The organism is Variovorax sp. SRS16, assembly GCF_901827165.1.
Taxonomy (GTDB): Bacteria; Pseudomonadota; Gammaproteobacteria; order Burkholderiales; family Burkholderiaceae_C; genus Variovorax.
On record NZ_LR594666.1, the window covers coordinates 4,559,137 to 4,581,550 of the forward strand.

The following is a 22,414-nucleotide window of genomic DNA, read 5'->3' on the forward strand; positions in this document are numbered from 1 at the left end:
GACGCCGCCAGCGTGCCGGATGCAAGACAGCCTTTAGACGGCGGGAGTCGTGTCAGTCATCCCTGAGTCGGAGAGCCGCTTGCGCCAGGTAATCCAGCCGACGAAAATCGAAAGTGCCGCCACGACGAATGGGGGCGCCGCGTGCCCATATTCGCCGTGGATCGTGACGGTCCCGAGTGCCGCCAACATGACAGCGCAGCCGAGCGCGGAGCCCAGGAGGCGGCTCGGTGCCCTGGCCAGCAGAATGGCGGTGGTGAGTTCCAGTGACCCGGTCACAAAATGGAACCAATGCGGATATCCCCACCTCAGGTATTCCTCGTCGATAGATTGCGGGGCAAAAATATTGCTGAGTGACCCCACGACGAAAAACGCGGCGAGAGCCAGAGGCAAGACTTGGCGCCAAGTAGTCTTAGACATTGATCGGTCCTTCGGAACTACTTCGTGGTGGCGTTTTTTGCCGCCGCGAAGACATCGCCGGGTGACGTCGTGCCTGCGACGTGCTCCGTACCTTCGACCCCGACGTCCATCCAGCCCGAGTTGACCGCCTCGTACATCGCTTCGGCCTGTCCTGTCCGTCCCTTCGGGATGCCAAACTGCTCGAACGCCGCCGACCACCCGGCCCGCGGAACGGCAAAGGCTTTGACGTCGCGCTGAAGGACCTTGCCCAATTGCGCGGCGACTTCATCGGCGCTGACCATCGAACCGAGCTCGATGACTCGCTGCCCCGACCACGCCGGCCCGGTCAGGAGCGTCGCCACCTCGGCGCCGATGTCGTTGGTCGCGACCATGGTTGATTTTCGGTTGGTCGGGTTGTAGAAGACGGGGAGCGTGCCGGCCTGGGCGACATGCAGGCCGAAAAGAAAGTTTTCGAAAAAGCCGCCAGCGCGCACGAAGGCGATTGGCGATGTCAGATTGCGAAAGCCGCGCTCCAGCAACGACAGCGCCGTGATCATCCCCAGCCCGTGGGATTTGTGCGCCCCCATCGACGACAACGCGACGACGCGCGGCGGCGCGGCCTCGGTCAGCGCCTTGGCGAAGTTTGCAATGACGCCCTTGGCTTCCTTGAAATCCGGCGAAGGGGCCCAAACGGCCGGCAACATGACAAACGCGCCGTCGACGCCGTCGAGCGCCCGCGCGATGGCGTCCGCATCGTTCCAATCGCCGGCAACCAGTTCGACGCCCTGGGCCGCCCAACTGGCCGCCTTTGCGCGGTCGCGAACCAGCGCGCGTACTTCCTTGCCCTGCGCCAACAAATGCCTTGCCGTCGAGCCGCCGACTTGTCCCGTGATTCCCATGACTAAAAACATGCGTGTTCTCCTGACCCATAGGGTCTACAATTGAGGGTAGGTCTACTGTAGAGACCTTGGTCCTGCGTCACAAGGAGGCAGTTTCAAGTAACCAGGAGAGGCGAGGGGAACCCGGATGAGCACCGCATCGAGCGCGATCGAGAGATTCAGCCGTTTTCAAACGGACGACGCCCAGTCGGTTGACGCGGTGCACTGCCCAGTGCGAGACGTGCTCGACCGCATCGGCGACAAATGGAGCATCCTGATGATCATGACCCTCGCGACGCGGTCGCAGCGCTTCAGCGAGCTTCACCGCGCCGTACGCGACATTTCCAAGCGCATGCTCACCCAGACCCTGCGCGATCTGGAACGCGACGGACTGATTACCCGTCACGTCTTTCCCACCAAGCCCCCGAGTGTTGAATATCGTCTGACCCCTCTAGGCCGATCGCTGCTAGACCCGATGGCGGGTCTGATCGATTGGGCCGACCGTCGTTATTCCGATATCCATGACGCGCGTGCCCGCTTTGACGGCGCGCCGCGGGATGTACCGGGTTCGGTTGTTAGCGGGTCTGCTGCGCGCTTCGCGGACGATGCTCCATAGTCCGAGCGAATCGAAGTCATCGATAAGGGCGGAGGTCGCCGGGGCGAATTCCCGGCCAACGGCCTCTGATCAAACGCAACGCACAGTTCAAAGGCCCGAAAGCCCCCTCGCCAACCCACCCCCGGAGGGGGAGGGAGCAAGAGAAATCACTGCGAATCCAGCTTCAGCAACCGCACCGCATTGCCCTTCAGAATGCCCGGCACCACCTCCGGCTTGAAGCCCGCGTCCTCGAAATCCTTGAGCCAGCGATCCGGCGTGATCAGCGGGTAGTCGCTCGCGAACAGCACGCGGTCCTTCAGCAGCGTGTTGGCGTATTGCACCAGTTGCTTCGGAAAATACTTCGGGCTCCAGCCCGACAGGTCGATCCACACGTTCGGCTTGTGCGTGGCGACCGACAGCGCCTCGTCCTGCCACGGAAAGCTCGGGTGCGCCATCACGATCTGCATGTCGGGAAAGTCGATCGCGACATCGTCGAGGTGCATCGGATTGCTGTACTCCAGCCGCAACCCGCCGCCGCAGCGCATGCCCGAACCGATGCCGCTGTGGCCGGTGTGGAACACGGCCGGCAGCGCGTACTCGTTGATCACCTCGTAGATCGGCCACGCCATCCGGTCGTAGGGATGAAAGCCCTGCACCGTCGGATGGAACTTGAAGCCCTTCACGCCGTGCTCCTCGATCAGCCGCCGCGCCTCGCGCGCGCCCATCTTTCCCTTGTGCGGATCGATGCTGGCGAAGGCAATCATGATGTCGCTGTTCTTCTGAGCCGCCTCGGCGATCTCCTCGTTCGGGATCCGGCGCCGGCCCATGTTCGACTCGGCGTCCACCATGAACATCACCAGCCCGATCCTGCGTTCGCGGTAGTAGTCGATGCTCTCCTGGATGGTCGGGCGGCGGCCCGACTTGAAGTACTTGTCGGCCGCGCGGTCGTACTCCTCGCCATAGTTGTCGAAGGGATTCCAGCAGCTCACCTCGGCATGCGTGTGGGTGTCGATCGCGATCAGGTTCTGGTGGTCCATGGCGTGTCTTCCGAAAAGGTTGTCGACTAAGGGTAAGTCCGCATGCCGGAGGCTTCACTCCAGCTTGAATTGGTTATTTTTCATAACCATAATCCATCAAGCCCCGGAAAGCAATCATGACCCACACCGACATCCAGCTCGAACTCAGGGGCGACATCGCGATCGTCCGTCTCGCACGTGCCGGCAAGCGCAATGCGCTGTCCGACGCGCTCATCCTCGCGCTGCGCGACACCTTCCAGAATCTGCCCGACACCGTGCGCGCCGCGGTGATCGACGGCGAGGGCCCGCACTTCTGCGCCGGCCTCGATCTGTCGGAACTGAAGGAGCGCGATGCCGGCCAGGGCCTGCACCACTCGCGCATGTGGCATGCGGCGCTCGACCACGTGCAGCAGGGCCCGGTGCCGGTGGTCGCGGCGCTGCACGGCGCGGTGGTCGGCGGCGGCCTCGAACTGGCGAGCGCCTGCCACATCCGCGTGGCCGACACCACCACCTTCTATGCGCTGCCCGAAGGCTCGCGCGGCATCTTCGTCGGCGGCGGCGGCTCGGTGCGCATCCCCAAGCTGATCGGCGTCGCGCGCATGACCGACATGATGCTGACCGGCCGCGTCTACAACGCCGAGGACGGCGAGCGCGCCGGCTTCGCGCAGTACCTGGTGCCCGAAGGCACCGCCTTCGACCGCGCGATCGAACTCGCGCAGCGCATCGCGACCAACGCGCCGCTGACCAACTACGCATTGATGCACGCGCTGCCGCGCATCGCCGAACAGACGGCCGATCACGGCTTCTTCACCGAGGCGCTGATCTCCGGCATCGCGCAGAGCGCGCCCGAAGCCAAGGAACGCGTGCGCGATTTCCTCGAGGGACGCGCAGGCAAGGTCACCAAGGGATGAGCTCGATCAAGTACCGGCCGCTCGCCTTCGGCGTGACGCGCGCCGTGCTGCGCGAAGGCGCGCCCGGCGTGCGCTACCTGCAAGCCGAGATCGCGCTCGCGCCCTACGGCGAGCGCATGACGGACCGCCTCGCGCACTGGGCCGAAGTCGCGCCCGACCGCACCTTCATCGCGCGCCGCGAACGCAGGCCCGACGGCAGCACCGGCGACTGGCTGCGCCTGAGTTACGCCGATGCCTTGAAGCAGGCGCGCAGCATCGCGCAGGCCCTGCTCGACCGCAAACTGAGCGCCGAACGCCCGGTCGCGATCCTGAGCGAGAACGGCATCGAGCATGCCTTGATCGCACTCGGCTGCCTCTACGCCGGCGTGCCCTTCTGCCCGGTGTCGCCGCCCTACTCGATCGTGAGCCAGGACTTCGAGAAACTGCGCCACGTGCTGGACACGCTCACGCCCGGCCTGGTGTTCGCCGCCGACGCGGGACGCTTCGCGCGCGCCATCGCCGCCGCGGTGCCGGCCGACGTCGAGGTCGTGATCGCCGAGGGCCGGCTCGAAGGCCGTGCGACGACCTCCTTCGCCGAACTCGCCGCCACGCCGGCCACGCCCGCGGTCGATGCCGCGATGCGCGCCACCGGCCCCGACACCATCACCAAGTTCCTCTTCACCTCGGGCTCGACCAAGCTGCCCAAGGCGGTGATCAACACCCACCGCATGTGGTGCGCCAACCAGCAGCAGCTGCGGCATTCGATTCCCGCACTGGGCGACGAGCCGCCGGTGCTGGTCGACTGGCTGCCGTGGAACCACACCTTCGGCGGCAACCACAACGTCGGCATCGTGCTCGACAACGGCGGCACGCTCTACATCGACGACGGCAAGCCGACGCCCGCGGGCATGGCCGAGACGCTGCGCAACCTGCGCGAGATCGCGCCCACCATCTACTTCAACGTGCCGACCGGCTTCGAGGCGATCGCGCAGGCGATGGAAACCGACGAGGTGCTGCGCCGCAACCTGCTGTCGCGCGTGAAGATGTTCTTCTATTCCGGCGCCGCGCTCTCGCAGCCGGTGTGGGACAGCCTGCACCGCACGCAGGAGCGCGAGGTCGGCGAGCGCATCGTGATGGGCACCGGCCTCGGCATGACCGAGTCCGGCCCCTTCGCGCTCTACATCACCAGCCCCGACGTGAAGTCCGGCGACATCGGCCTGCCGGCCCCCGGCATCGAGATCAAGCTGATCGAGGTCGACGGCAAGACCGAGGTGCGCTACCGCGGCCCCAACATCACGCCCGGCTATTGGCGCGCACCCGAGGCCACGGCCGAAGCCTTCGACGAGGAAGGCTTCTTCGCGACCGGCGACGCGGTGACGTGGATCGACGAGGCCGACATCCACCGCGGCCTGCGCTTCGACGGCCGCATCGCCGAAGACTTCAAGCTCGCGACCGGCACCTTCGTCAGCGTCGGCCCGCTGCGCGCGAAGATCATTGCGGCCGGCGCGCCCTACATCCAGGACGTGGTGCTGACCGGCATCAACCTGAAGGAAGTCGGGGCGCTGATCTTTCCGACGCAGAAGGTGCGCGCCCTCGCCGGCCTCGCGCCCGATGCCACGCTGCGCGAGGTGCTGGCCAGCGCTCCCGTGCGTGCCCATTTCCAGCAGGTGCTCGACACGCTGGCCGCCGCCAGCACCGGCAGCGCCAACCGCATCGCGCGCGCGCATCTCGTGAGCGAGGCGCCATCGATCGACAAGGGCGAGGTGACCGACAAGGGCTCGATCAACCAGCGCGCGGTGCTCAGGCACCGCGCCGCCGAGGTCGATGCGCTGCATGCCGGCACGCTGCCTTTCATCCTGCAGCCCCGATAGACACGGACCCGAGGAGACAAGCATGAAGATCGAAGCACAGCCCGCGCTCGTGACCGGCGGCGCATCCGGCCTCGGCGAGGCCACGGCGCGCGAACTGGCGCGGCTGGGCGCGCGCGTCGCGGTGCTCGATGTCAATGCGGCGCAGGCCGAGAAGGTCGCGGCCGAGATCGGCGGCATCGCCTGCGTCTGCGACATCACGAATGCAGACAGCGTCAACGCCGCGCTCGACAAGGCGGCCGCGGCGCACGGCCCCGCACGCATCCTGATGAACGTCGCCGGCATCGGCAGCGCCAAGCGCATCGTCGGCAAGGACGGCAGCCCGGCGCCGCTGGAAGACTTCGTGCGCGTCGTCCACGTCAACCTGATCGGCGCCTACAACATGGCGCGGCTCTATGCAGCGCGCTGCGTCAAGCTCGATCCGATCGACGGCGGCGAACGCGGCGTGATGATGTTCACCGCTTCGGTCGCGGCCTTCGACGGCCAGGTCGGCCAGCAGGCCTACAGCGCCTCGAAGGGCGGCCTGGTCGGCATGACGCTGCCGATGGCGCGCGACCTCGCGCAGCATGGCATCCGCGTCTGCACGATCGCGCCCGGCCTGTTCGCGACGCCGCTGCTCAAGGAATTGCCCGAGGCCGTGCAGCAGTCGCTGGCGGCGTCGATCCCGTTCCCGCCGCGCCTGGGCAAGCCCTCCGAGTTCGCCGAGCTGGCTTGCCAGATCGTGACCAACGGCCACCTCAACGGCGAGGTGATCCGGCTCGACGGCGCCTTGCGGATGGCGCCGCGCTGAGCCGGCGCGACCGATAGCGCACCCCTTTCCCGTTCGCCCCTCCTGGAGACAAGCCTCATGAAATTCAAGACCACCCTCCTCGCCGCCGCGCTCGCGCTCGGCCTTTTCGGCGCCGCGCATGCCGACATCACGGTCGGCGTCGTGCTGCCGCTCACGGGTCCGGGATCGGGCCTCGGCATTCCGGTCAAGAACCAGATCGCGCTCTGGCCCAAGACGCTGGCCGGCGAGAACCTCAAGGTGACCGTGCTCGACGATGCCACCGATCCGACCACCGGCGTCAAGGACACGCAGCGCCTGGTCACCGAGGACAAGGTCGACATCATCATCGGCTCGGCCGCCACGCCGGTCGCGATTCCGATGGCCGACGTGGCCGCCGAATCGGGCACGGTGCAGCTCGCGGTGTCGCCGGCCGGCCTGCCGCCCGGCAAGGACAAGTGGACCTTCCGGCTGCCGCAGTCCAACGACGTGATGGCCTACGCCGTGGTGCAGCACATGAAGAAGCAGAAGATCAAGACCATCGGCTTCCTCGGCTACACCGACGCGTACGGCGAACTGTGGCTCAAGGCGCTGACGGCCGAGGCCGACAAGAACGGCATGAAGATCGTCGCCACCGAGCGCTTCGGCCGCGCCGACACCAGCGTCACGGCGCAGGTGCTCAAGCTCACCTCGGCCAACCCGGACGCGATCCTCATCGTCGCCTCGGGCAGCGGCGCCGGCATGCCGCAGAAGGCAGTGATGGAGCGCGGCTACAAGGGCAAGGTCTACCAGACGCATGCCGCCGCCACGCAGGACCTGATGCGCACCGCGGGCAAGGATGCCGACGGCACCTTCGTGGTCTCGGGCCCGGCCACCGTCGCCGAGCAGTTGCCCGACAGCCATCCGTCCAAGCAGCAGGCGGTCGCCTTCGTGCAGCAGTACGAGAAGGCCTACGGCCCGGGCTCGCGCAACCAGTTCGCGGGCCATGGCGCCGACGCGCTCACCGTGCTCGAGAAGGCGGTGCCGATCGCGCTCAAGAAGGCCAAGCCCGGCACGCCCGAATTCCGCGCCGCGCTGCGCGATGCCTTCGAGACCATGGGCCGCACCGTGCTCGCACACGGCGTGCTCAACTGGAGCGCGCAGGACCACTGGGGCTACACCAACGAAACCGGCGTGATGCTCAAGGTCGTGGACGGCAAGTTCAAGGTCGAGCAGTAAGCACCGCGACGACGCGCCGCACCGAAGCCCCGCCATGGATTTCTCGATCGCCGGCATCCTGACGCTGGACGGACTCACCAACGGGGCGATCTACGCGCTGCTGGGCATGGGCATCGTGCTCGTGTTCACGGTGACGCGCGTCATCTTCATTCCGCAGGGCGAGTTCGTCGCCTATGGCGCGCTCACGCTGGCCATCTTCCAGACCGGCAAGGTGCCGGGCACGGTGTGGCTGCTGCTGATCCTGGCTGCGGTCGCGGCGGCGATGGAGCTGGTCACGACCTGGCGCCATCGCGGCCGCGCGGCGCCGGCCTTCATGGCCGCGCTGCGCACCTTCGCGCTGCCGGCCGTGGTGTGCGCGATATCGATCTGGGCCGGACCGCGCAACCTGCCGCTGCTGGTGCAGGCCCTGCTCACGCTGTGCATCGTCACCGCCTTCGGGCCGCTGGTCTATCGCGTGGCTTATCAATCGCTGGCGGGCGCGAGCTCGCTGGTGCTGCTGATCGTCTCGGTCGGCGTGCACTTCGCGATGACCGGGCTCGGGCTGCTGTTCTTCGGCGCCGAGGGCTTTCGCAATCCGCCGTTCTGGGGCGATCGCTTTTCACTCGGGCCGCTCAATCTCAGCGGGCAGACGCTGATCATCTTCGTCGCCTCGGCGGCATTGATCGTCGGGCTGTGGCTCTTCTTCGAGCGCAGCCTGTTCGGCAAGGCCTTGCGCGCCACCGCGGTCAACCGGCTCGGCGCGCGGCTGATGGGGATCTCGACGCAGGCGGCCGGGCAGCTGACCTTTGCGATGGCGGCGCTGATCGGCGCGCTGTCGGGGCTCCTGATCGGGCCGACCACCACGATCTTCTACGACTCGGGTTTCATCATCGGCCTCAAGGGCTTCGTGGCCGGCGTGATCGGCGGGCTCGCGAGCTATCCGGGCGCGCTGCTCGGCGCGCTGGCAGTCGGCGTGATCGAGTCCTTCGGCTCGTTCTGGGCGAGCTCGTTCAAGGAAGTGATCGTGTTCACCATCATCCTGCCGGTGCTGTTGTGGCGCTCGCTGCGCAGCGGCCATTCGGACGAGGAACACTGACATGGAAGCGCTCGTGAATCCGGCGACGCCCGCGGCCATCCCGGCCCCGCGCAGAAGCAGCCTGCGCACCTGGGGACCGCTCGGGCTGGTGCTGCTGCTGATCGCGCTGCCGCTGCTGCCCCTGCCCGACTTCTGGATCATCCAGCTCAACTACATCGGCATCTACACGCTGCCGGTGCTGGGCCTGGTGCTGCTGACCGGCGTCGGCGGCCTGACCTCCTTCGGTCAGGCGGCCTTCGTCGGCATCGGCGCCTATACCACCGCCTACCTGTCGGTGAACTTCGGCCTCTCGCCCTGGCTCACGCTCTTCATCGGCCTCGCGCTGACGGGCCTGAGCGCCGCGATCATCGGCGCGATCACGCTGCGTATGTCGGGCCACTACCTGCCGCTGGCCACGATCGCGTGGGCGCTCTCGCTCTACTACCTGATGGGCAACGTCGATGCGCTCGGCAAGTACGACGGCATCCTCGGCGTCAAGGGCCTGTCGCTGTTCGGCTTCGAGTTCGGCCAGCAGCGCCTGTTCTACGCCGTGGTGTGGACGCTGGCGGCCGCCGCCTCCTTCGCCGTGATCCGGCTGCTCGACTCGCGCAGCGGGCGCGCCATCCGCGCACTGGCCGGCGGCTCGCAGATGGCCGAGGCCATGGGCGTGGACACATTGCGCCACAAGGTCGGCATCTTCGTGTTCGCGGCCTTGCTGGCTTCGGTGTCCGGCTGGCTCTTCGCGCACTTCCAGCGCACGGTGAACCCCTCTCCCTTCGGCATCAAGATGGGCATCGAGTACCTCTTCATGGTGGTGCTGGGCGGCGCCGCGCACGTGTGGGGCGCGATCGCCGGCGCGGGCGTGGTGAAGGTGCTCGAGGACCAGTTGCAGGTGCTCCTGCCCAAGCTCATCGGCACCAGCGGCAACTACGAGCTGATCGTGTTCGGCATCATGATCGTGCTGGTGCTCAAGTACCTGCCCGACGGGCTTTGGGCCTTCGTCGACCGGCGGCTGCCGCGGCCCTTCCGCGCGGTCGACTGGCACGACGCGGCCGAGCTGCCGGCGCGTGCCAAGCCGGCCGCCGGCGAGGTGGTGCTCGACGTGCAGGCGATCCGCAAGACCTTCGGCGGCCTGGTGGCGGTCAACGGCATCAGCTTCCAGACGCGCGCCGGCCAGATCGTCGGCCTGATCGGGCCGAACGGCGCCGGCAAGTCGACCACCTTCAACCTCGTGACCGGCGTGCTCGGGCTGTCGGGCGGCGCGGTGCGTTTTCGCGGCGAGCCGATCGGCGGGCTGTCCTCGCGCGCCATCGCGCAGCGCGGCGTGTCGCGCACCTTCCAGCACGTGAAGATGGTGCCCGACATGACGGTGCTCGAGAACGTCGCGCTCGGCGCTCACCTGCGCGGCCATCGCGGCCCGATCGCCGCGATGCTGCGCACCGACCGCGGCGAGGAGCGCCGGCTGCTGCGCGAGGCCGAGCGCCAGCTGCGCCGCGTCGGCATGGGCGATCAACTCCACGAGATCGCGGGCAACCTCGCGATGGGCCAGCAGCGCCTGCTGGAGATCGCGCGCGCGCTGTGCGCCGACCCCGCGCTGCTGCTGCTCGACGAGCCGGCTGCCGGCCTGCGCCACAAGGAGAAGCAGGCGCTGGCCGAGGTGCTGCGCACGCTGCGCGGCGAGGGCATGAGCATCCTGCTGGTCGAGCACGACATGGGCCTGGTGATGGACATCTGCGAGCACATCGTGGTGATGGAGTTCGGCACCCATCTGATGGAAGGCACGCCGACCGAGGTGCAGCAGAGCCCGAAGGTGCGCGCGGCCTACCTCGGAACGGAACACTGACATGACGACCCCCTTGCTTCGCATCCACGGCCTGCGTGCCGGCTACGGCCGCGCCGAGGTGCTGCACGGCATCGACCTGCAGGCCGGCGAGGGCAGCGTGGTGACCGTGATCGGCCCCAACGGCGCCGGCAAGTCGACGCTGCTCAATGCGCTGATGGGCGTGCTGCCTTCGAAGGGCGCGATCGACTACAAGGGCCAGCCGATCGGTGGCCTGTCGCTGGAAGAACGCGTGATGCTCGGCATCGCGCTGGTGCCCGAGAAGCGCGAGCTCTTCGGCACCATGCCGGTCGAAGACAACCTGGTGCTCGGCGCCTTCCGCCAGGTGCGGCTGCGCAACCGCGGATGGCGCGACCAGCTCGAGCAGGTCTACACGCTCTTTCCGCGCCTGAAGGAGCGGCGCATGCAGCTGGCGGGCACGCTCTCGGGCGGCGAACGGCAGATGCTCGCGGTCGGCCGCGCGCTGATGTCGAAGCCGACGCTGCTCATGCTCGACGAACCCAGCCTCGGCCTCGCGCCGCTGGTGGTGCAGGAGATCTTCCGCACCGTGAGCGCATTGCGCGCGACCGGCGTGACGCTGCTGCTGGTCGAGCAGAACGCACGCGCCGCGCTCGAAGTGGCGGACCACGGCTATGTGCTCGAGATGGGCAGCGTGAGCGTCGAAGGCGAGGCACGCCAGCTCGCGGGCGACTCGCGTGTGGTCGACACCTACCTCGGCGCCGCGCGCGCCTGACCCCGCGTCAAGGAGACGAGATGAAGACGACCCCGACGAAGAAGCTGTCGATCGCCGCCGTGGCGCTCGGCGTCGCCGCGCTGCTCGCAGCCTGTGCCGGTGCGGGCCGTTCGGGCGCCGCGCTGCCGCAGCTCGCGCCGGCACGCCCTGGTGCGTTGTTGTCGTGCACCGACCTCGCAGCCAAGGCCGCGCTGCCGGGCACCGTCTACACGGCCGTCTCGCAAGTGCCGGCCGGCGCCATCGCGGTCGGCAGCGCGAGCATGCAGGCGCCCGCCCACTGCCTGGTGCAGGGCCGCATGAACGAACGCGTGAGCCCGGTCGACGGCAACACCTATGCGATCGGCTTCGAGATGCGGTTGCCGCTCGCGTGGAACGGCCGCTTCTTCTACCAGGCCAATGGCGGCCTCGACGGCGTGGTGGTGCCGGCGCTGGGCGGCATCGGCGGCGGCGGGCCGGCGAGCAGCGCATTGCAGATGGGCTTTGCCGTGATCAGCGCCGATGCCGGCCATGCGGGCGCGCTCGGGCCGCGCTTCGGCCTCGATCCGCAGGCCCGGCTCGACTATGGCTACAACGCGGTCGCGCAGCTCACGCCGATGGCGAAGAACCTGATCGCCAAGGCCTATGGCCGCGGCCCCGACCGCTCCTATTTCGGCGGCTGCTCCAACGGCGGCCGGCATGCGATGGTGGCCGCGGCGCGCTCGGCCGATCAGTACGACGGCATCCTCGCCGGCGACCCCGGCTACAACCTGCCGCGCGCCGCGGTGGCGCAGCTCTATGGCGCGCAGCAGTATGCGAAGGTCGCGAGTGCGAACACGCCGGCCGGGCTGCCCGATCTGCAGACCGCTTTCACGCCGGCGGAGATGCGGCTGGTCGCCGACCGCGTGCTCGCGAAGTGCGATGCGCTCGATGGCCTGGCCGACGGCATCGTGGCTGACACCAAGACCTGCCGCACGCGCTTCCACATCGAAACCGACGTGCCCACCTGCACCGGCGCGCGCGATGGTCAGTGCCTGAGCGCGCCGCAGAAGAGCGCGCTGGCCCACGTGTTCGACGGCGCGCGCAACAGCGCAGGGCAACCGATCTACAGCAGCTTCCCCTTCGATGCGGGCGTGGCCGGCAGCAACTGGCGCGACTGGAAGTTCGTGAGCCCGCCGACGCGCGATGCCGGCGCGGTGGGCTTCATCTTCACGGCGCCGCCGCTCGACAAGCGGCCCGGCGGCCTGCCCTTCGCGCTCGGCTTCGACATGGACCGCGATGCGCCGTTGATCGATGCGGCCAGCGGCCTCTACCGTGAATCGGCGATGGCCTTCATGGCGCCGCCCGATGCTGACCATCTGACGACGCTGCGCGACCGCGGCGCCAAGATGATGGTCTATCACGGCACCAGCGATCCGGTGTTCTCCTCGGACGACACGGCCGCATGGTACGAACGGCTGCAGGCCGCGAACGGCGGCGATGCCTCGGCCTTCGCGCGCTACTTCCCGGTGCCCGGCATGAACCATTGCGCGGGCGGTCCGGCCACCGATCAGTTCGACATGCTGAGCGCGCTGGTCGCCTGGGTCGAGCAGGGCCAGGCACCGCAGACGGTGACCGCGAGTGCGCGCGGACCGGGCAGCGCCATCGTCAATACCGAAGTACCGGCCGACTGGTCGCCGCAGCGCACGCGTCCGCTGTGCCCCTATCCGCGCGTGGCGATCTACACGGGCGGCAATCCCGAGAGCGCCGCCAGCTTTGCCTGCCGCACGCCATGAACTACCAACCCCGACCCGATGAAGCGCGCTTCCTGCTGAACGCGGTGCTCGATGCGCCGGCGCGGCTGCGTGCGCTCGCGCCCTTTGCCGAAGTCGACGATGCGTTGCAGACGCAAGTGCTCGACGAGGCCGGCAAGTTCGTCGCCGAGCTGATCGCGCCGCTGAACCGCATGGGCGACGAGATCGGGTGCCGCTTTGCCGATGGTGAAGTCATCACGCCGCCCGGTTTTCGGGACGCCTACAAGGCCTTCGTCGAGGGCGGCTGGCCCACCTTGTCGGTCGCGCCCGAGGATGGCGGCCAGGGCCTGCCCGCGCTGCTGGAAGCGATCCTCTTCGAGTGGCTCAGCGCCGCCAACCACGGCTTCACGATGGCGCCCGGCTTGTTGCATGGCGCCTACGAATGCCTGAAGCACCACGGCAGCGAGGCGCTGAAGGCACGCTACCTGCCGAAGATCGCCAGCGGCGAATGGCTGCCCACGATGTGCCTCACCGAAGCGCAGGCGGGCAGCGACCTCGGCCAGGTGCGCACGCGCGCGGTGGTGCAAGCGGACGGCAGCGTGCGCGTGACGGGCGGCAAGATCTTCATCTCCAGCGGCGAGCACGACCTGAGCGAGAACATCGTCCATCTCGTGCTGTGCCGGCTGCCGGATGCGCCGGCCGGGCCCAAGGGCCTGTCGCTGGCGCTGGTGCCCAAGCGCCTGCCCGACGGCACGCGCAACGCGGTGCACTGCGAACGCATCGAGGAGAAGATGGGCCTGCACGGCAGCGCAACCTGCACGATGCGCTTCGACGCGGCGACCGGCTGGCTGATCGGCGAGGCGAACCGCGGGCTGGCCGCGATGTTCGTGATGATGAACGCGGCGCGGCTGCATGTCGCGCTGCAGGGCATCGGCCTGCTCGACGCGGCCTGGCAGAAGGCCGAGGCCTATGCGCACGAACGGCGCCAGATGCGCGCGCCCGGCCCGGAACCGGCCAGCCGCGGCGGCGAAGCGGCCGACCTGATCGCCGAGCATCCGGCGATGCGCCGCATCCTCGACACGCAGCGCGCCTGGATCGACGGCGCGCGCCTGATCGCCTACCGCACCGCCGTGCAGCTCGATGTCGCGCGACATGACAGCGACAGCAAGACGCGCGAGCGCGCGCAGCGCTGGTGCGCGCTGGTCACGCCGGTGCTCAAGGCCGCGTGCACGCAGCAGGCCTTCCACGGCGCGAGCGACTGCCTGCAGGTCTTCGGCGGCCACGGCTATGTGCGCGAATCGGGCATCGAGCAGGTGCTGCGCGATGCGCGCGTGACCATGATCTACGAAGGCACCAACGAGATCCAGGCGATCGACCTGCTGGTGCGCAAGGTGCTGCCCGACGGCGGCGCCGGCATGTCGGCGCTGCTGGTCGAATTGCGCGACGAGCTCGATGCCTCGCGCGAAGCCGAGGCCGACGTGCAGCGCCGCCTCGCGCAGCTGCGCTACCTCGGCACCACGCTGGCGATGGCGGCACCGGCCGATGCCGTACTGCCCTTCGAGGTGGCCGACGACTACCTGCGCGTGGTGATGCTGGCGATGCTGGCCTGGGCCTGGGCGCGCATCGAGCGCGCGTCGCCCGCGGGCGATGCGCGCTGGTCGCGTCCCGCCGCGGCCTTCCGCCGCTGGGTGCTGCCGGAGTTCGAGCTGCGCCTGGGCATCGTCAAGCGCGCCTGCGAGGCGGTGAGCGCGCGCCAGGCCGCTGCATGAGCGCAGCGCCGGGCCGCCCCAAGCAAGCTCGCACCGCAGCCCGCAGGGCGGAGGTTCTCATACGCAACGACGCGCACGATCCGCACAACGCAGTTACGCTCGCGTCATGGCCGACTCCCGCAAGAAATCCCCGCTGCCCGTGGCTGCGATCGCGCCGCGCTCCGAGCGGCTCGATACGCACGTGCTAGAGGCTTTCGTCGGTTACAACGCGCGCCGTGCCTGGCTCACGGTGACGGCGGTGTTCGCCGAGCGCATGGCGGTCTACGGCCTCAAGCAGGCCGACTTCTCGGTGCTCTCGCTGCTGGCGCACAACCCGGGCGCGACCTCGCGCCAGCTGTGCGCCACGCTCGACATCCTGCCGCCCAACCTGGTGAGCCTGATCGCCGCCATGGACGGCCGCGGCCTGATCGAGCGCCGCCCGCATCCGCACGACGGCCGCGCGGTCGGCCTGCACCTGACGCCGGCCGGCGAGGCGCTGGTGCACGATGCCGAGCGCACGGTGGTGGAGCTCGAGGCCGATGCGAGCGCCCGCCTCACGCCGCGCGAGCGCGAGACGCTGATCCGGCTGCTGAAGAAGGTCTACCAGTAGGTCCGCGGACCTCGGTCACCGCAGCCCTCAGAAGCGCTCGGTGAGGATCAGCACGGCATGCGCCGCGCCGACCATCGCGGCCGGGTCGGGGTAGTAGAGCTGGCCATCGAGGTCGTTGCGCGAGAAGGCATTGCGTGCCTCGTGGTAGCTGGCGCGCGCGGCGTCGAAGGTCTCGCGCCGCCAGCTCGGCTGCACGGCTTCGAGGCGGGCCCAGTGTTCGGGCGTGAGCGTCGGACCCAACGGAACGGGCGCATCGCGCTCGCGCAGCAGCAGTTCGCGCGCCTCGTGCGTGACGGGGTCGAAGGCCAGAAGCTGGTCGCGCCTGCGTGCGAGGACGTTGGAAAGAAGGGTGGCGGCGAAAAGGCTGAGAAGGGCAAGGCCGATCGCGGTGTCCATGGCGTATCAGGAACGAACGTTGAGCGAAAGAGGAGGACTCCGAGTGTCGCTCAAACTTTCACCCGCTGTCATCAGGATTTCACCAGAACTTCCACCATGGCGAGTTGACGCAGGACCCGGCCGGCGGCAGCGGCTGCAGGCCGGTGTCGCGGATGCGGCGGCGCTGCTCGGCTTCGAGCGCGCGGGCCATGCGATGCGCGAGCTGATCGCCCTGCATGGCGCGGATGCGCCACTCGGCCGCGAGGTTCTGCAACTCGGAATCTTCGAGGTGGGCGGGCGTCGTCGTCAACGGGTCGGACATGCTGAAATTCTGCCCACGCGAGAGGATGGCGGCAATCGTAGAGCTTTGCATTACATCGGCGGGCGTGGGTCCTGGTCGAGGGTGTTCCGGTGGACTGGATTTTGTGCATGTCAGGGCCTCGTCAGAACCGCTCAGGGCGAGCGCTCGCGTACGGCGCATCGCGCCAGACCTATCGCTCCAACTACAACGGCTTCATCGCCGGACGCCATGGCGTGATCAGTTTCGCGGGCACGAACACGGTGCGCGTCTACGTCCCCTTCGCGGGCGTCGTGGCGGGTGCACCGCGTGCGGCATCGTCTCGTGCGACGATGCGCTGGCGCCGCGTAGCCTGCATGCTGCTGGCCGCTTTGGCCATCGCCGGCTGCGCGGCGGGTCGCGTGCAGCACCGGGTTTCGTTGAAGGACATCGTCTGGCAGGAGCCGGCTGCCAACACTAGTACCGCAAGTTCCAGTGCCTGGTTAGGACTGAGTGCCGTCATTGAGACTTGGCACTCAATGACCGCTGCCGTCAGCACCGGTCATTCGAAGGTTCGCGGGACAGCTGGCCGCAACGCCTCCGGGACCGGCCTGTGGCATTTGGAACGGCCAACGCCGCCTGCTGATCGAAAGCGTCGCCGCCGCAGTACATTTCGGCTACCCGTCCAAACACATATGGCCTTCAGGCGTTGTCGGAGAAACAGAATGAGTGACCCCACCTTTGCCCGGCGTATCGCCTTGATGAACGCGATGTACAAGTTGCCGGCTCAAGATACCCCGGTGCTACCGGCTGACCCTGCAAATCGCCTGCGCAAGTTCAAGGCAACGCTCCTTGACGAGGTAAACGAAATTGACGACATCGTCGAGGCCTGCGAGAGAAAAAATGAACCGATCGATGTCTTGGTCGCCGTGGCTGACCTTCTGGGCGACGTCATCGTGTACTGCCGCTCGGAAGCGCTCAAGTTCGGGCTACCGCTCGAAGATGTGCTGGCAGTCATCATGGACAGCAACGAGAGCAAGCTGGGCGCGGATGGAAAGCCCATCTACGACGCCAATGGAAAGTTCCTGAAGGGCCCGAACTACTGGAAGCCCGAGCCCAAGCTCAAGGAGCTGCTTCAGGCGGCGATTGCTGGCGCGAAGAGCTGATTAGCCTTCAGGAGCCCGATTCGGACTGGACCGCCGTGCTACGGTCAACCGTTACCGTGAAGCGGTGCCAGAGGTCGGTTCCGGTGGAGCGCTTCTTCTTGCGACGGGGATGGTCGAAAAGCAGGCCGACTTGTTCCGGATACACACTCGCGAAGATCGCCGAGGCAATGCCGCATGGCTTAGGGCCGATGGGCGCGATAAACATGCGCTTGTCATCACTCAGGGCTGCACGTGTGCGCTCCAGACATTCGAACGCAGCTTCGGGGTCATTGGCCGAGCAGTAGTCCAGCTGCAGTCCGTGCTGGTCCAGCGCGGGCAAGTGCGGGATGATGGCGTCTAACTCCCATCCCGGGTGATAGGCCGGGATCCCGAAGACCAACTTGAGGTCTTTGGAGGCGATCATCTGGTGCTCTTCAAGCGCGCGGTCGAGCCGCTCTGGCTCGAATCCGAGGAAGAAGACACCGGCTTCAATCTCATCGCTGGTGAGATCGACGATGGCGTTCGGGATTGGTGTGTAGCCGCGAGTCGGCTCGGACAGGACGAACTGGTCACCACCGGGACTTGCGCGCTGGTACTGTGCGGGCTCGACGTAGATGATGTCAATCGAGGTCGCACCGCTGGCTAGCAGCGCATTCGTGGCACAGAACAGTTCCGCAAAGCCCAGCGTAGTGGCCTCGAGCACCACCTTGTCCCGATCAAAGCCGCTGAGCAGTTCTGACGCTAGGTCGCTGGACTTGGTTTCGGTGCCCACTGTCAGGGACATATCGTCGACGCCGTAGCCGAGCATCACGCGCGCCGACTCAGGCGCACAGCCGCAGGCCAGTTGCCCGCGATCGTCAAGCTGCTCGCCGTGCAGCAGCACGATGTCCTCAGGAAGTTCGAGGTCGGCGGCGCTGATGCCTGATTTCGAGAAGAACTTGACCTTCATGACAGCAGCAGGCCGAGCTGCACTGCATCGGCATCAGGCAATTGGCGCGCTAACCCACGGGCCAGTTCGCGGTAGTCCGTCTCATTGCCCATGATAAGGATGTGAAACTGCTCGACGGAGATTTCCAGCTTGCGCTTGCGGCGGTAGCTGATCTGGAAATAAGGCGCGTAGATAGGATTGAGCTGGTAGTCGACGATATCCAGACCCACACCGGACTTGGACTTGGTTTCCTGCTGCTCGACAAGAATGCCAAAGCGCAAGGCTTCAGCGATGAATTCATGCTCCTTGGCCTGCAGCGCCCGCCCACCGGAATTGATTGTGAATTGGTTCTGTTCGGGCTCGCTCATTGCCGGGCTTGCCTGCAGCGCTCTGAAGATGCTCCCAAGCCGCAGCACGAAAACCCGCAGCTGCTCACCAAAGCGACCAAAGGTGCGGATTTCCTTGATCAGCTGCTCCGAGGCGTCGTAAGCGGCGCGGCACTGAATATCGACCGAGTATGGCGCCTCAGGCTCGTCCCGCAAATCTGCGACCTCGAGGGTTTTGTAGCAAAGGATCAGGAAATTCCGCAGGTTGTTGTTGGCCATGGTGACCAGCGTGTCGAAGCCGCTATACAGCGGACACTCACGAGCGAATGGGCGGTAAAGCTCCAAGATGGAGCCGAACAAGTTGTTGTGCACCCAGGTCGTGTCGAATGACCCCTTGCGCTCCGTCGAGAAGCACTTGAGTTCCGCCAACACCGCTTCGGGCACCAACGCTTCCCGGTTGAGCAGCGCCGGAAGCGTGACCAGGGCCTCCGGGGCCGCACCTTCGAACAAGAAGTCATCAGCCGACAGCTTGCTCGCGCGGTCCTTCAGTGCCTTGTTGATCTTGCGGGTCAATATTTCCTTGAGCGTGGACACCTGCAAGGCGTTGGTGGCGATTTGCCGGTCCGAGGTCTCGGGGAAAAGCTTGCGCATGGTCCCGATGACTTCCTTCTGGTATGCCGGCCGCTGGCGTTCAGCCAATCGGTCATGAGACCGAACCATGTCAAGGCGAGGACTGGTCGCGAGCTTCGCGGCAATGTCCAAGTTGCCTAGAAACACCTCAGCAAAAAATGGGGTCGCCTTGCTGATCTCTAGGAAGTTGTCGAGGTCCAAGAGCCGATAGTCGTGCGTGGCGTTGATCGACTCCGGGCCTGACGTCTGGTTGTCCGATGGATGCTCCTTTGACGTGAAGCTGACGATCAGCGGACGCTGACTGTGCTTCAGAAACGCGTTGAGCACATGCCGCTGGTAAGGTACGAGGTTCTCGACCTCATCGACATAGACAAAGAGAGACAGCGTCGCCAGCTCCGGCCGAGCGCGGAGATCGCCAATCAATGACAGGACGAAATGGCGGCCGGGTGGCAGCACCGGACGCTCCATGGCCTTGACGTTGGAGACCCATGTGGTGAACTTGCGCCGTAGGGATTCCAGATGCCGGAGCAGGTCGCCTGCGCCAGTCGGTGCTCCGTCCATGTAGTCCGCTGCGCTCGGGAAGACTAATGAAGCCATCGTCGCCTCGTCAAAATCCTGGAAGACGCTTAGCGCAATGGCGTTGACCGCATTCAGGAGCTCGATGGCGATGACCAGACCAAAGTAGCTTTCGAAGACCACGCTCCATTCGCCCTCCTCGACGCCACGATGGTTGAGCGAGCTGCAGAACTGCGTGTCGACGCGCCAGTAGATGCCTACGTGGTCAATCTCGCTAGCAGGAATCTTTCCGCGACGCTTTGAGAAGGCCGTGTGGTAGTCGAAGTACTTCAGCAGCATGGTCTTGCCGCAGCCGCGCTTGCCGGTGATGTACACGGACTTCGTCGCGCTCGCCAACGCCAGTTGGTCGAAGTAGGGCGGGATAAAAAACTCTCCCCACACGTCGGCTTCATGCTCCTCGGCACGCGTCTTGGCCAACAGGGAAGCATCGATTTGCATGGTCATCAGAATCCCCTATCGACGAGCGGCTGCCACGTAGGGGAGGTGTCCCAGAGCAGTTGGATGGAATCGTCGGGCACGCCGTGCTCAAACGCGACTAGCGCACCGATGCCGCCGTAGCCGCCGGCACCGTTGCCCTTTTCGAAGGGCTGGTTGCGCCTGTGAACCTCGTTGTACACGTCGCTCGGCAACGTCTCATAGCGCCATTGTCTAGTTTCCACCCACTTCTGGCATAGGGATGCAAAGCACATCTCCGGTGCCAGCATTTCGCCGTAGAAGATCGGCACCGTTGGAAACTCGTCCTTGAGCGCCTTGCACGCCGTCTCATGAGCCATAGATACGGCGATGGCCACGCGCTTGCAAGAGAAGTCGACATCCCAGTTTCTCAGGAAGTTGCACAGCTGCATCCCGGTGTAGGTGCCGTCGTCGACCACGATAAACCGCTCGTCGGGTCGCAGCACTCTGATATCCGACGGAAAGTGCTTCTCGATCCGGTATTGCTGATTGATGAGGCGAGCCACCAGCTCGCCGCTCCTTCCGGGAGGCACCAATCCCAGCGTTGCCAGTGATGGCGGACCACAGGAAATGCTTAGGCCGGTGCTCCCCTTTAGTGCATCCCTCCAAGCGACCGCGCCTTGCGATCCCTGCTGTTCCACAAAGTGAATCGTTGCCTGTTTGAGCGCCTGACGCATCGACGACATGAATTGCTCGTTGGTGCGAAAGATCAGGTTGCGCAAGACTAGCCAAGCGAGGGTCTTTTCGGCCGGAGACTGGAACTGCTTGACCCACTTTTTGATCCGCTCAACGGTCAGGGGCTCACGTACACCCGTGCGGCTCAACCAGTGCACGGCGCGCTCGACTGCGAGTTGATCGAAGCCACCGAATTGAGGGTTCTGCGACATCGTTGGGGCGATCAGAAGTGAATGTCGAACAGATTGCTCTTTGACATGAACCTTGCGGCGACACCGTGGGCTGCCGAACCGAGGGCTAGCCGACCCATCTCGCTTTCGAGAAAACGGTAGAGCTTTTCGCGATGGTCGTCGGCTGCGCGCAGAGCAAAGATGCAGTCGCTGATCACGCATGGCCCATGGACCACAAGAGCGACTTGGTCCGCAAGCGACCGGCCGACGCGAGCGACCAAGATGTCTCCGGGGACGGCAAGTCGGGCGTCATGGGCCACCCGCTGAGCCGTACGAGCGTCGAGCGCGAAGCGCCTTGGCACGATACGCACGGCTTGCTCGCCCATGGGCTTCGCAAAGTCGCCTAGGTGGAACACAGGCTTCGGAAACGAAGGTATGGCCGATGAACAGATGCTTCCGCGCACGACAGCGGTCAGCACTTGGCGGAAGGACGTCGGCAATGGGCTTTCACAACTGCGGTGAGCAGACACTTGACTTGCCGCGTGGAACGCGTAGTCGAGCCGCTTAACGGCGGCGTCCTGACCAACGTGGATCGCCGCGCTAAGCCGGCCGTCGGTGCCCATCTGTTTAAGTGAAACCTCGCCGGTTTCCCCAGCGCTCTTTGTCAACACAGCGAGATAGGTCTGTGCCTCCGTACCCTTAAACACCCCACGTGGAAGCTGGACGACCTGCTGAACGAAGTGCTGACGCAACAACGTCTGCCGGACGCGGCTGAACCGCTCCGCCGTCACCAGTCCGTCTGGAAGAATCAGGCCGAGCTTGCCGTTGTTCCGCAGCAGACGTAAGTTCTGGGCGAGGAAGAGCAAATCTGCGCCAGCATCGAAAAGCGAGAGAAGGGCACCTGACAGGCCTGCATCCTCCAAAATCTTGCCGAAGTCCGACCTCCACCTAGGCCGGATGTACGGCGGATTGCAGACGGCAACGTCCACTGTTCCGAGCTTCAATCCGATTCGATCCGACAGTGCCTCGTCTAGAACATCATGGACGAAGTGGGTGTGCTTGAGGCGCGGAGTGGTGTCGCTAGCGTCCAGACGCCTAGGCGCGCGGCAGTCGACGTCCACGGTGACAAGCTTGGCATCCTGCCAGCGGTTCGCCGCAGCGCTGGAGAGCGAACCGGATCCCGACCCCAGTTCCAGCAACAGCTTCGGCTGGGGTGCCTCGATCCCATCGATCAGCGACCGGCTTACCAAAGGCGAGGTGTAGTAGCGCCCCCACGGGTCGGATGTCTGACTTGGTCTTGAAAGGCAACGTGGCAGACTACCGACTGACGCTGTCATCTTTGCGCCCTCTTTAACGCCGTTCTATGCAGGAGATGCACCGACTCAGCGCCGTTGCTCCGATAGCAAGTGTAACGGCGTGCCACAAACGCGACGGGCTGCGTTGCAAATCATGTCCGACGAACATCAACTGCCCTGAGTGCGTGCGCGCACGGCCGGGGATCTACCGTGGTCCGCGATGCAAAAAGCGCGCGGCGGCCA

Annotated in this window: 21 protein-coding genes; 12 read left to right on the forward strand and 9 right to left on the reverse strand. The window is 66.2% G+C overall.

What is annotated here, in order from left to right; all coding sequences use genetic code 11:
- Positions 1–33 precede the first annotated feature (33 nt).
- Positions 34–417: a DoxX family protein gene (locus E5P2_RS22095; protein WP_162569293.1), complete on the reverse strand. Its 384-nt coding sequence runs from the start codon at positions 415–417 to the stop codon at positions 34–36.
- A gap of 17 nt (positions 418–434) precedes the next feature.
- Positions 435–1,307, reverse strand: coding sequence for an NmrA family NAD(P)-binding protein (locus tag E5P2_RS22100; RefSeq protein ID WP_162569294.1), 873 nt, complete (start codon positions 1,305–1,307; stop codon positions 435–437).
- Positions 1,308–1,422: 115 nt separating this feature from the next.
- Between E5P2_RS22100 and E5P2_RS22105 the strand changes: the two genes are divergently transcribed.
- Positions 1,423–1,890 carry a winged helix-turn-helix transcriptional regulator gene (locus E5P2_RS22105; protein WP_162569295.1) on the forward strand — a complete coding sequence of 156 codons (468 nt, stop codon included), beginning with the start codon at positions 1,423–1,425 and terminating at the stop codon, positions 1,888–1,890.
- Positions 1,891–2,036: 146 nt separating this feature from the next.
- On the opposite strand, the gene E5P2_RS22110 is transcribed toward E5P2_RS22105, so the two are convergent.
- Positions 2,037–2,906 (reverse strand): amidohydrolase family protein, encoded by an 870-nt coding sequence (locus E5P2_RS22110; protein WP_162569296.1) that lies wholly within the window; start codon positions 2,904–2,906, stop codon positions 2,037–2,039.
- A 116-nt stretch (positions 2,907–3,022) separates the two neighbouring features.
- Between E5P2_RS22110 and E5P2_RS22115 the strand changes: the two genes are divergently transcribed.
- The 10 genes from E5P2_RS22115 to E5P2_RS22160 all read left to right on the forward strand — a co-directional run bounded on the left by E5P2_RS22115 (position 3,023) and on the right by E5P2_RS22160 (position 15,321).
- On the forward strand, positions 3,023–3,796 hold the full coding sequence (locus E5P2_RS22115; protein WP_162569297.1) for a crotonase/enoyl-CoA hydratase family protein: 774 nt from the start codon (positions 3,023–3,025) through the stop codon (positions 3,794–3,796).
- On the forward strand, positions 3,793–5,646 hold the full coding sequence (locus tag E5P2_RS22120) for a feruloyl-CoA synthase (RefSeq protein WP_162569298.1): 1,854 nt from the start codon (positions 3,793–3,795) through the stop codon (positions 5,644–5,646). Before E5P2_RS22115 ends, E5P2_RS22120 begins: the two co-directional genes overlap by 4 nt.
- Positions 5,647–5,668: 22 nt before the next feature.
- Positions 5,669–6,433 (forward strand): SDR family NAD(P)-dependent oxidoreductase, encoded by a 765-nt coding sequence (locus E5P2_RS22125; protein ID WP_162569299.1) that lies wholly within the window; start codon positions 5,669–5,671, stop codon positions 6,431–6,433.
- A gap of 57 nt (positions 6,434–6,490) precedes the next feature.
- Entirely contained in the window at positions 6,491–7,627 is a 1,137-nt protein-coding gene (locus E5P2_RS22130) for an ABC transporter substrate-binding protein (protein ID WP_162569300.1), read from the forward strand.
- Between the two features lie 34 nt (positions 7,628–7,661).
- On the forward strand, positions 7,662–8,702 hold the full coding sequence (locus E5P2_RS22135) for a branched-chain amino acid ABC transporter permease (protein WP_162569301.1): 1,041 nt from the start codon (positions 7,662–7,664) through the stop codon (positions 8,700–8,702).
- A gap of 1 nt (position 8,703) precedes the next feature.
- Positions 8,704–10,524 (forward strand): branched-chain amino acid ABC transporter ATP-binding protein/permease, encoded by a 1,821-nt coding sequence (locus E5P2_RS22140; RefSeq protein WP_162569302.1) that lies wholly within the window; start codon positions 8,704–8,706, stop codon positions 10,522–10,524.
- A 1-nt stretch (position 10,525) separates the two neighbouring features.
- Complete coding sequence (locus E5P2_RS22145) at positions 10,526–11,254, forward strand: ABC transporter ATP-binding protein (protein ID WP_162569303.1); 729 nt, start codon at positions 10,526–10,528, stop codon at positions 11,252–11,254.
- Between the two features lie 20 nt (positions 11,255–11,274).
- The gene (locus E5P2_RS22150; protein ID WP_162569304.1) at positions 11,275–13,005 is read left to right on the forward strand and encodes a tannase/feruloyl esterase family alpha/beta hydrolase; all 1,731 of its coding nucleotides are present in this window, start codon (positions 11,275–11,277) and stop codon (positions 13,003–13,005) included.
- A complete protein-coding gene (locus E5P2_RS22155) occupies positions 13,002–14,732 on the forward strand; it encodes an acyl-CoA dehydrogenase family protein (RefSeq protein ID WP_162569305.1) in 1,731 nt (576 codons plus the stop codon). Before E5P2_RS22150 ends, E5P2_RS22155 begins: the two co-directional genes overlap by 4 nt.
- 106 nt (positions 14,733–14,838) lie before the next feature.
- Positions 14,839–15,321, forward strand: a complete 483-nt coding sequence (locus E5P2_RS22160; RefSeq protein ID WP_162569306.1) for a MarR family winged helix-turn-helix transcriptional regulator — start codon at positions 14,839–14,841, stop codon at positions 15,319–15,321.
- Positions 15,322–15,348: 27 nt separating this feature from the next.
- Here E5P2_RS22160 and E5P2_RS22165 read toward each other — a convergent pair whose 3' ends face one another.
- Complete coding sequence (locus tag E5P2_RS22165) at positions 15,349–15,717, reverse strand: hypothetical protein (RefSeq protein WP_162569307.1); 369 nt, start codon at positions 15,715–15,717, stop codon at positions 15,349–15,351.
- Positions 15,718–15,796: 79 nt separating this feature from the next.
- Complete coding sequence (locus E5P2_RS22170; protein WP_162569308.1) at positions 15,797–16,018, reverse strand: hypothetical protein; 222 nt, start codon at positions 16,016–16,018, stop codon at positions 15,797–15,799.
- Between the two features lie 107 nt (positions 16,019–16,125).
- Here E5P2_RS22170 and E5P2_RS37845 point away from each other — a divergent pair, with 107 nt between their 5' ends.
- Positions 16,126–17,139 (forward strand): hypothetical protein, encoded by a 1,014-nt coding sequence (locus E5P2_RS37845; RefSeq protein WP_232080801.1) that lies wholly within the window; start codon positions 16,126–16,128, stop codon positions 17,137–17,139.
- Between the two features lie 7 nt (positions 17,140–17,146).
- Here E5P2_RS37845 and E5P2_RS22180 read toward each other — a convergent pair whose 3' ends face one another.
- The 4 genes from E5P2_RS22180 to E5P2_RS22195 are packed head-to-tail and all read right to left on the reverse strand — an operon-like array spanning position 17,147 to position 22,213.
- Positions 17,147–18,067, reverse strand: a complete 921-nt coding sequence (locus E5P2_RS22180; RefSeq protein WP_162569309.1) for a hypothetical protein — start codon at positions 18,065–18,067, stop codon at positions 17,147–17,149.
- A complete protein-coding gene (locus E5P2_RS22185) occupies positions 18,064–20,022 on the reverse strand; it encodes an ORC-CDC6 family AAA ATPase (RefSeq protein ID WP_162569310.1) in 1,959 nt (652 codons plus the stop codon). Before E5P2_RS22185 ends, E5P2_RS22180 begins: the two co-directional genes overlap by 4 nt.
- On the reverse strand, positions 20,022–20,918 hold the full coding sequence (locus E5P2_RS22190; RefSeq protein ID WP_162569311.1) for a phosphoribosyltransferase-like protein: 897 nt from the start codon (positions 20,916–20,918) through the stop codon (positions 20,022–20,024). Before E5P2_RS22190 ends, E5P2_RS22185 begins: the two co-directional genes overlap by 1 nt.
- 11 nt (positions 20,919–20,929) lie before the next feature.
- A complete protein-coding gene (locus E5P2_RS22195) occupies positions 20,930–22,213 on the reverse strand; it encodes an N-6 DNA methylase (RefSeq protein ID WP_162569312.1) in 1,284 nt (427 codons plus the stop codon).
- Between the last annotated feature and the right edge of the window lie 201 nt (positions 22,214–22,414).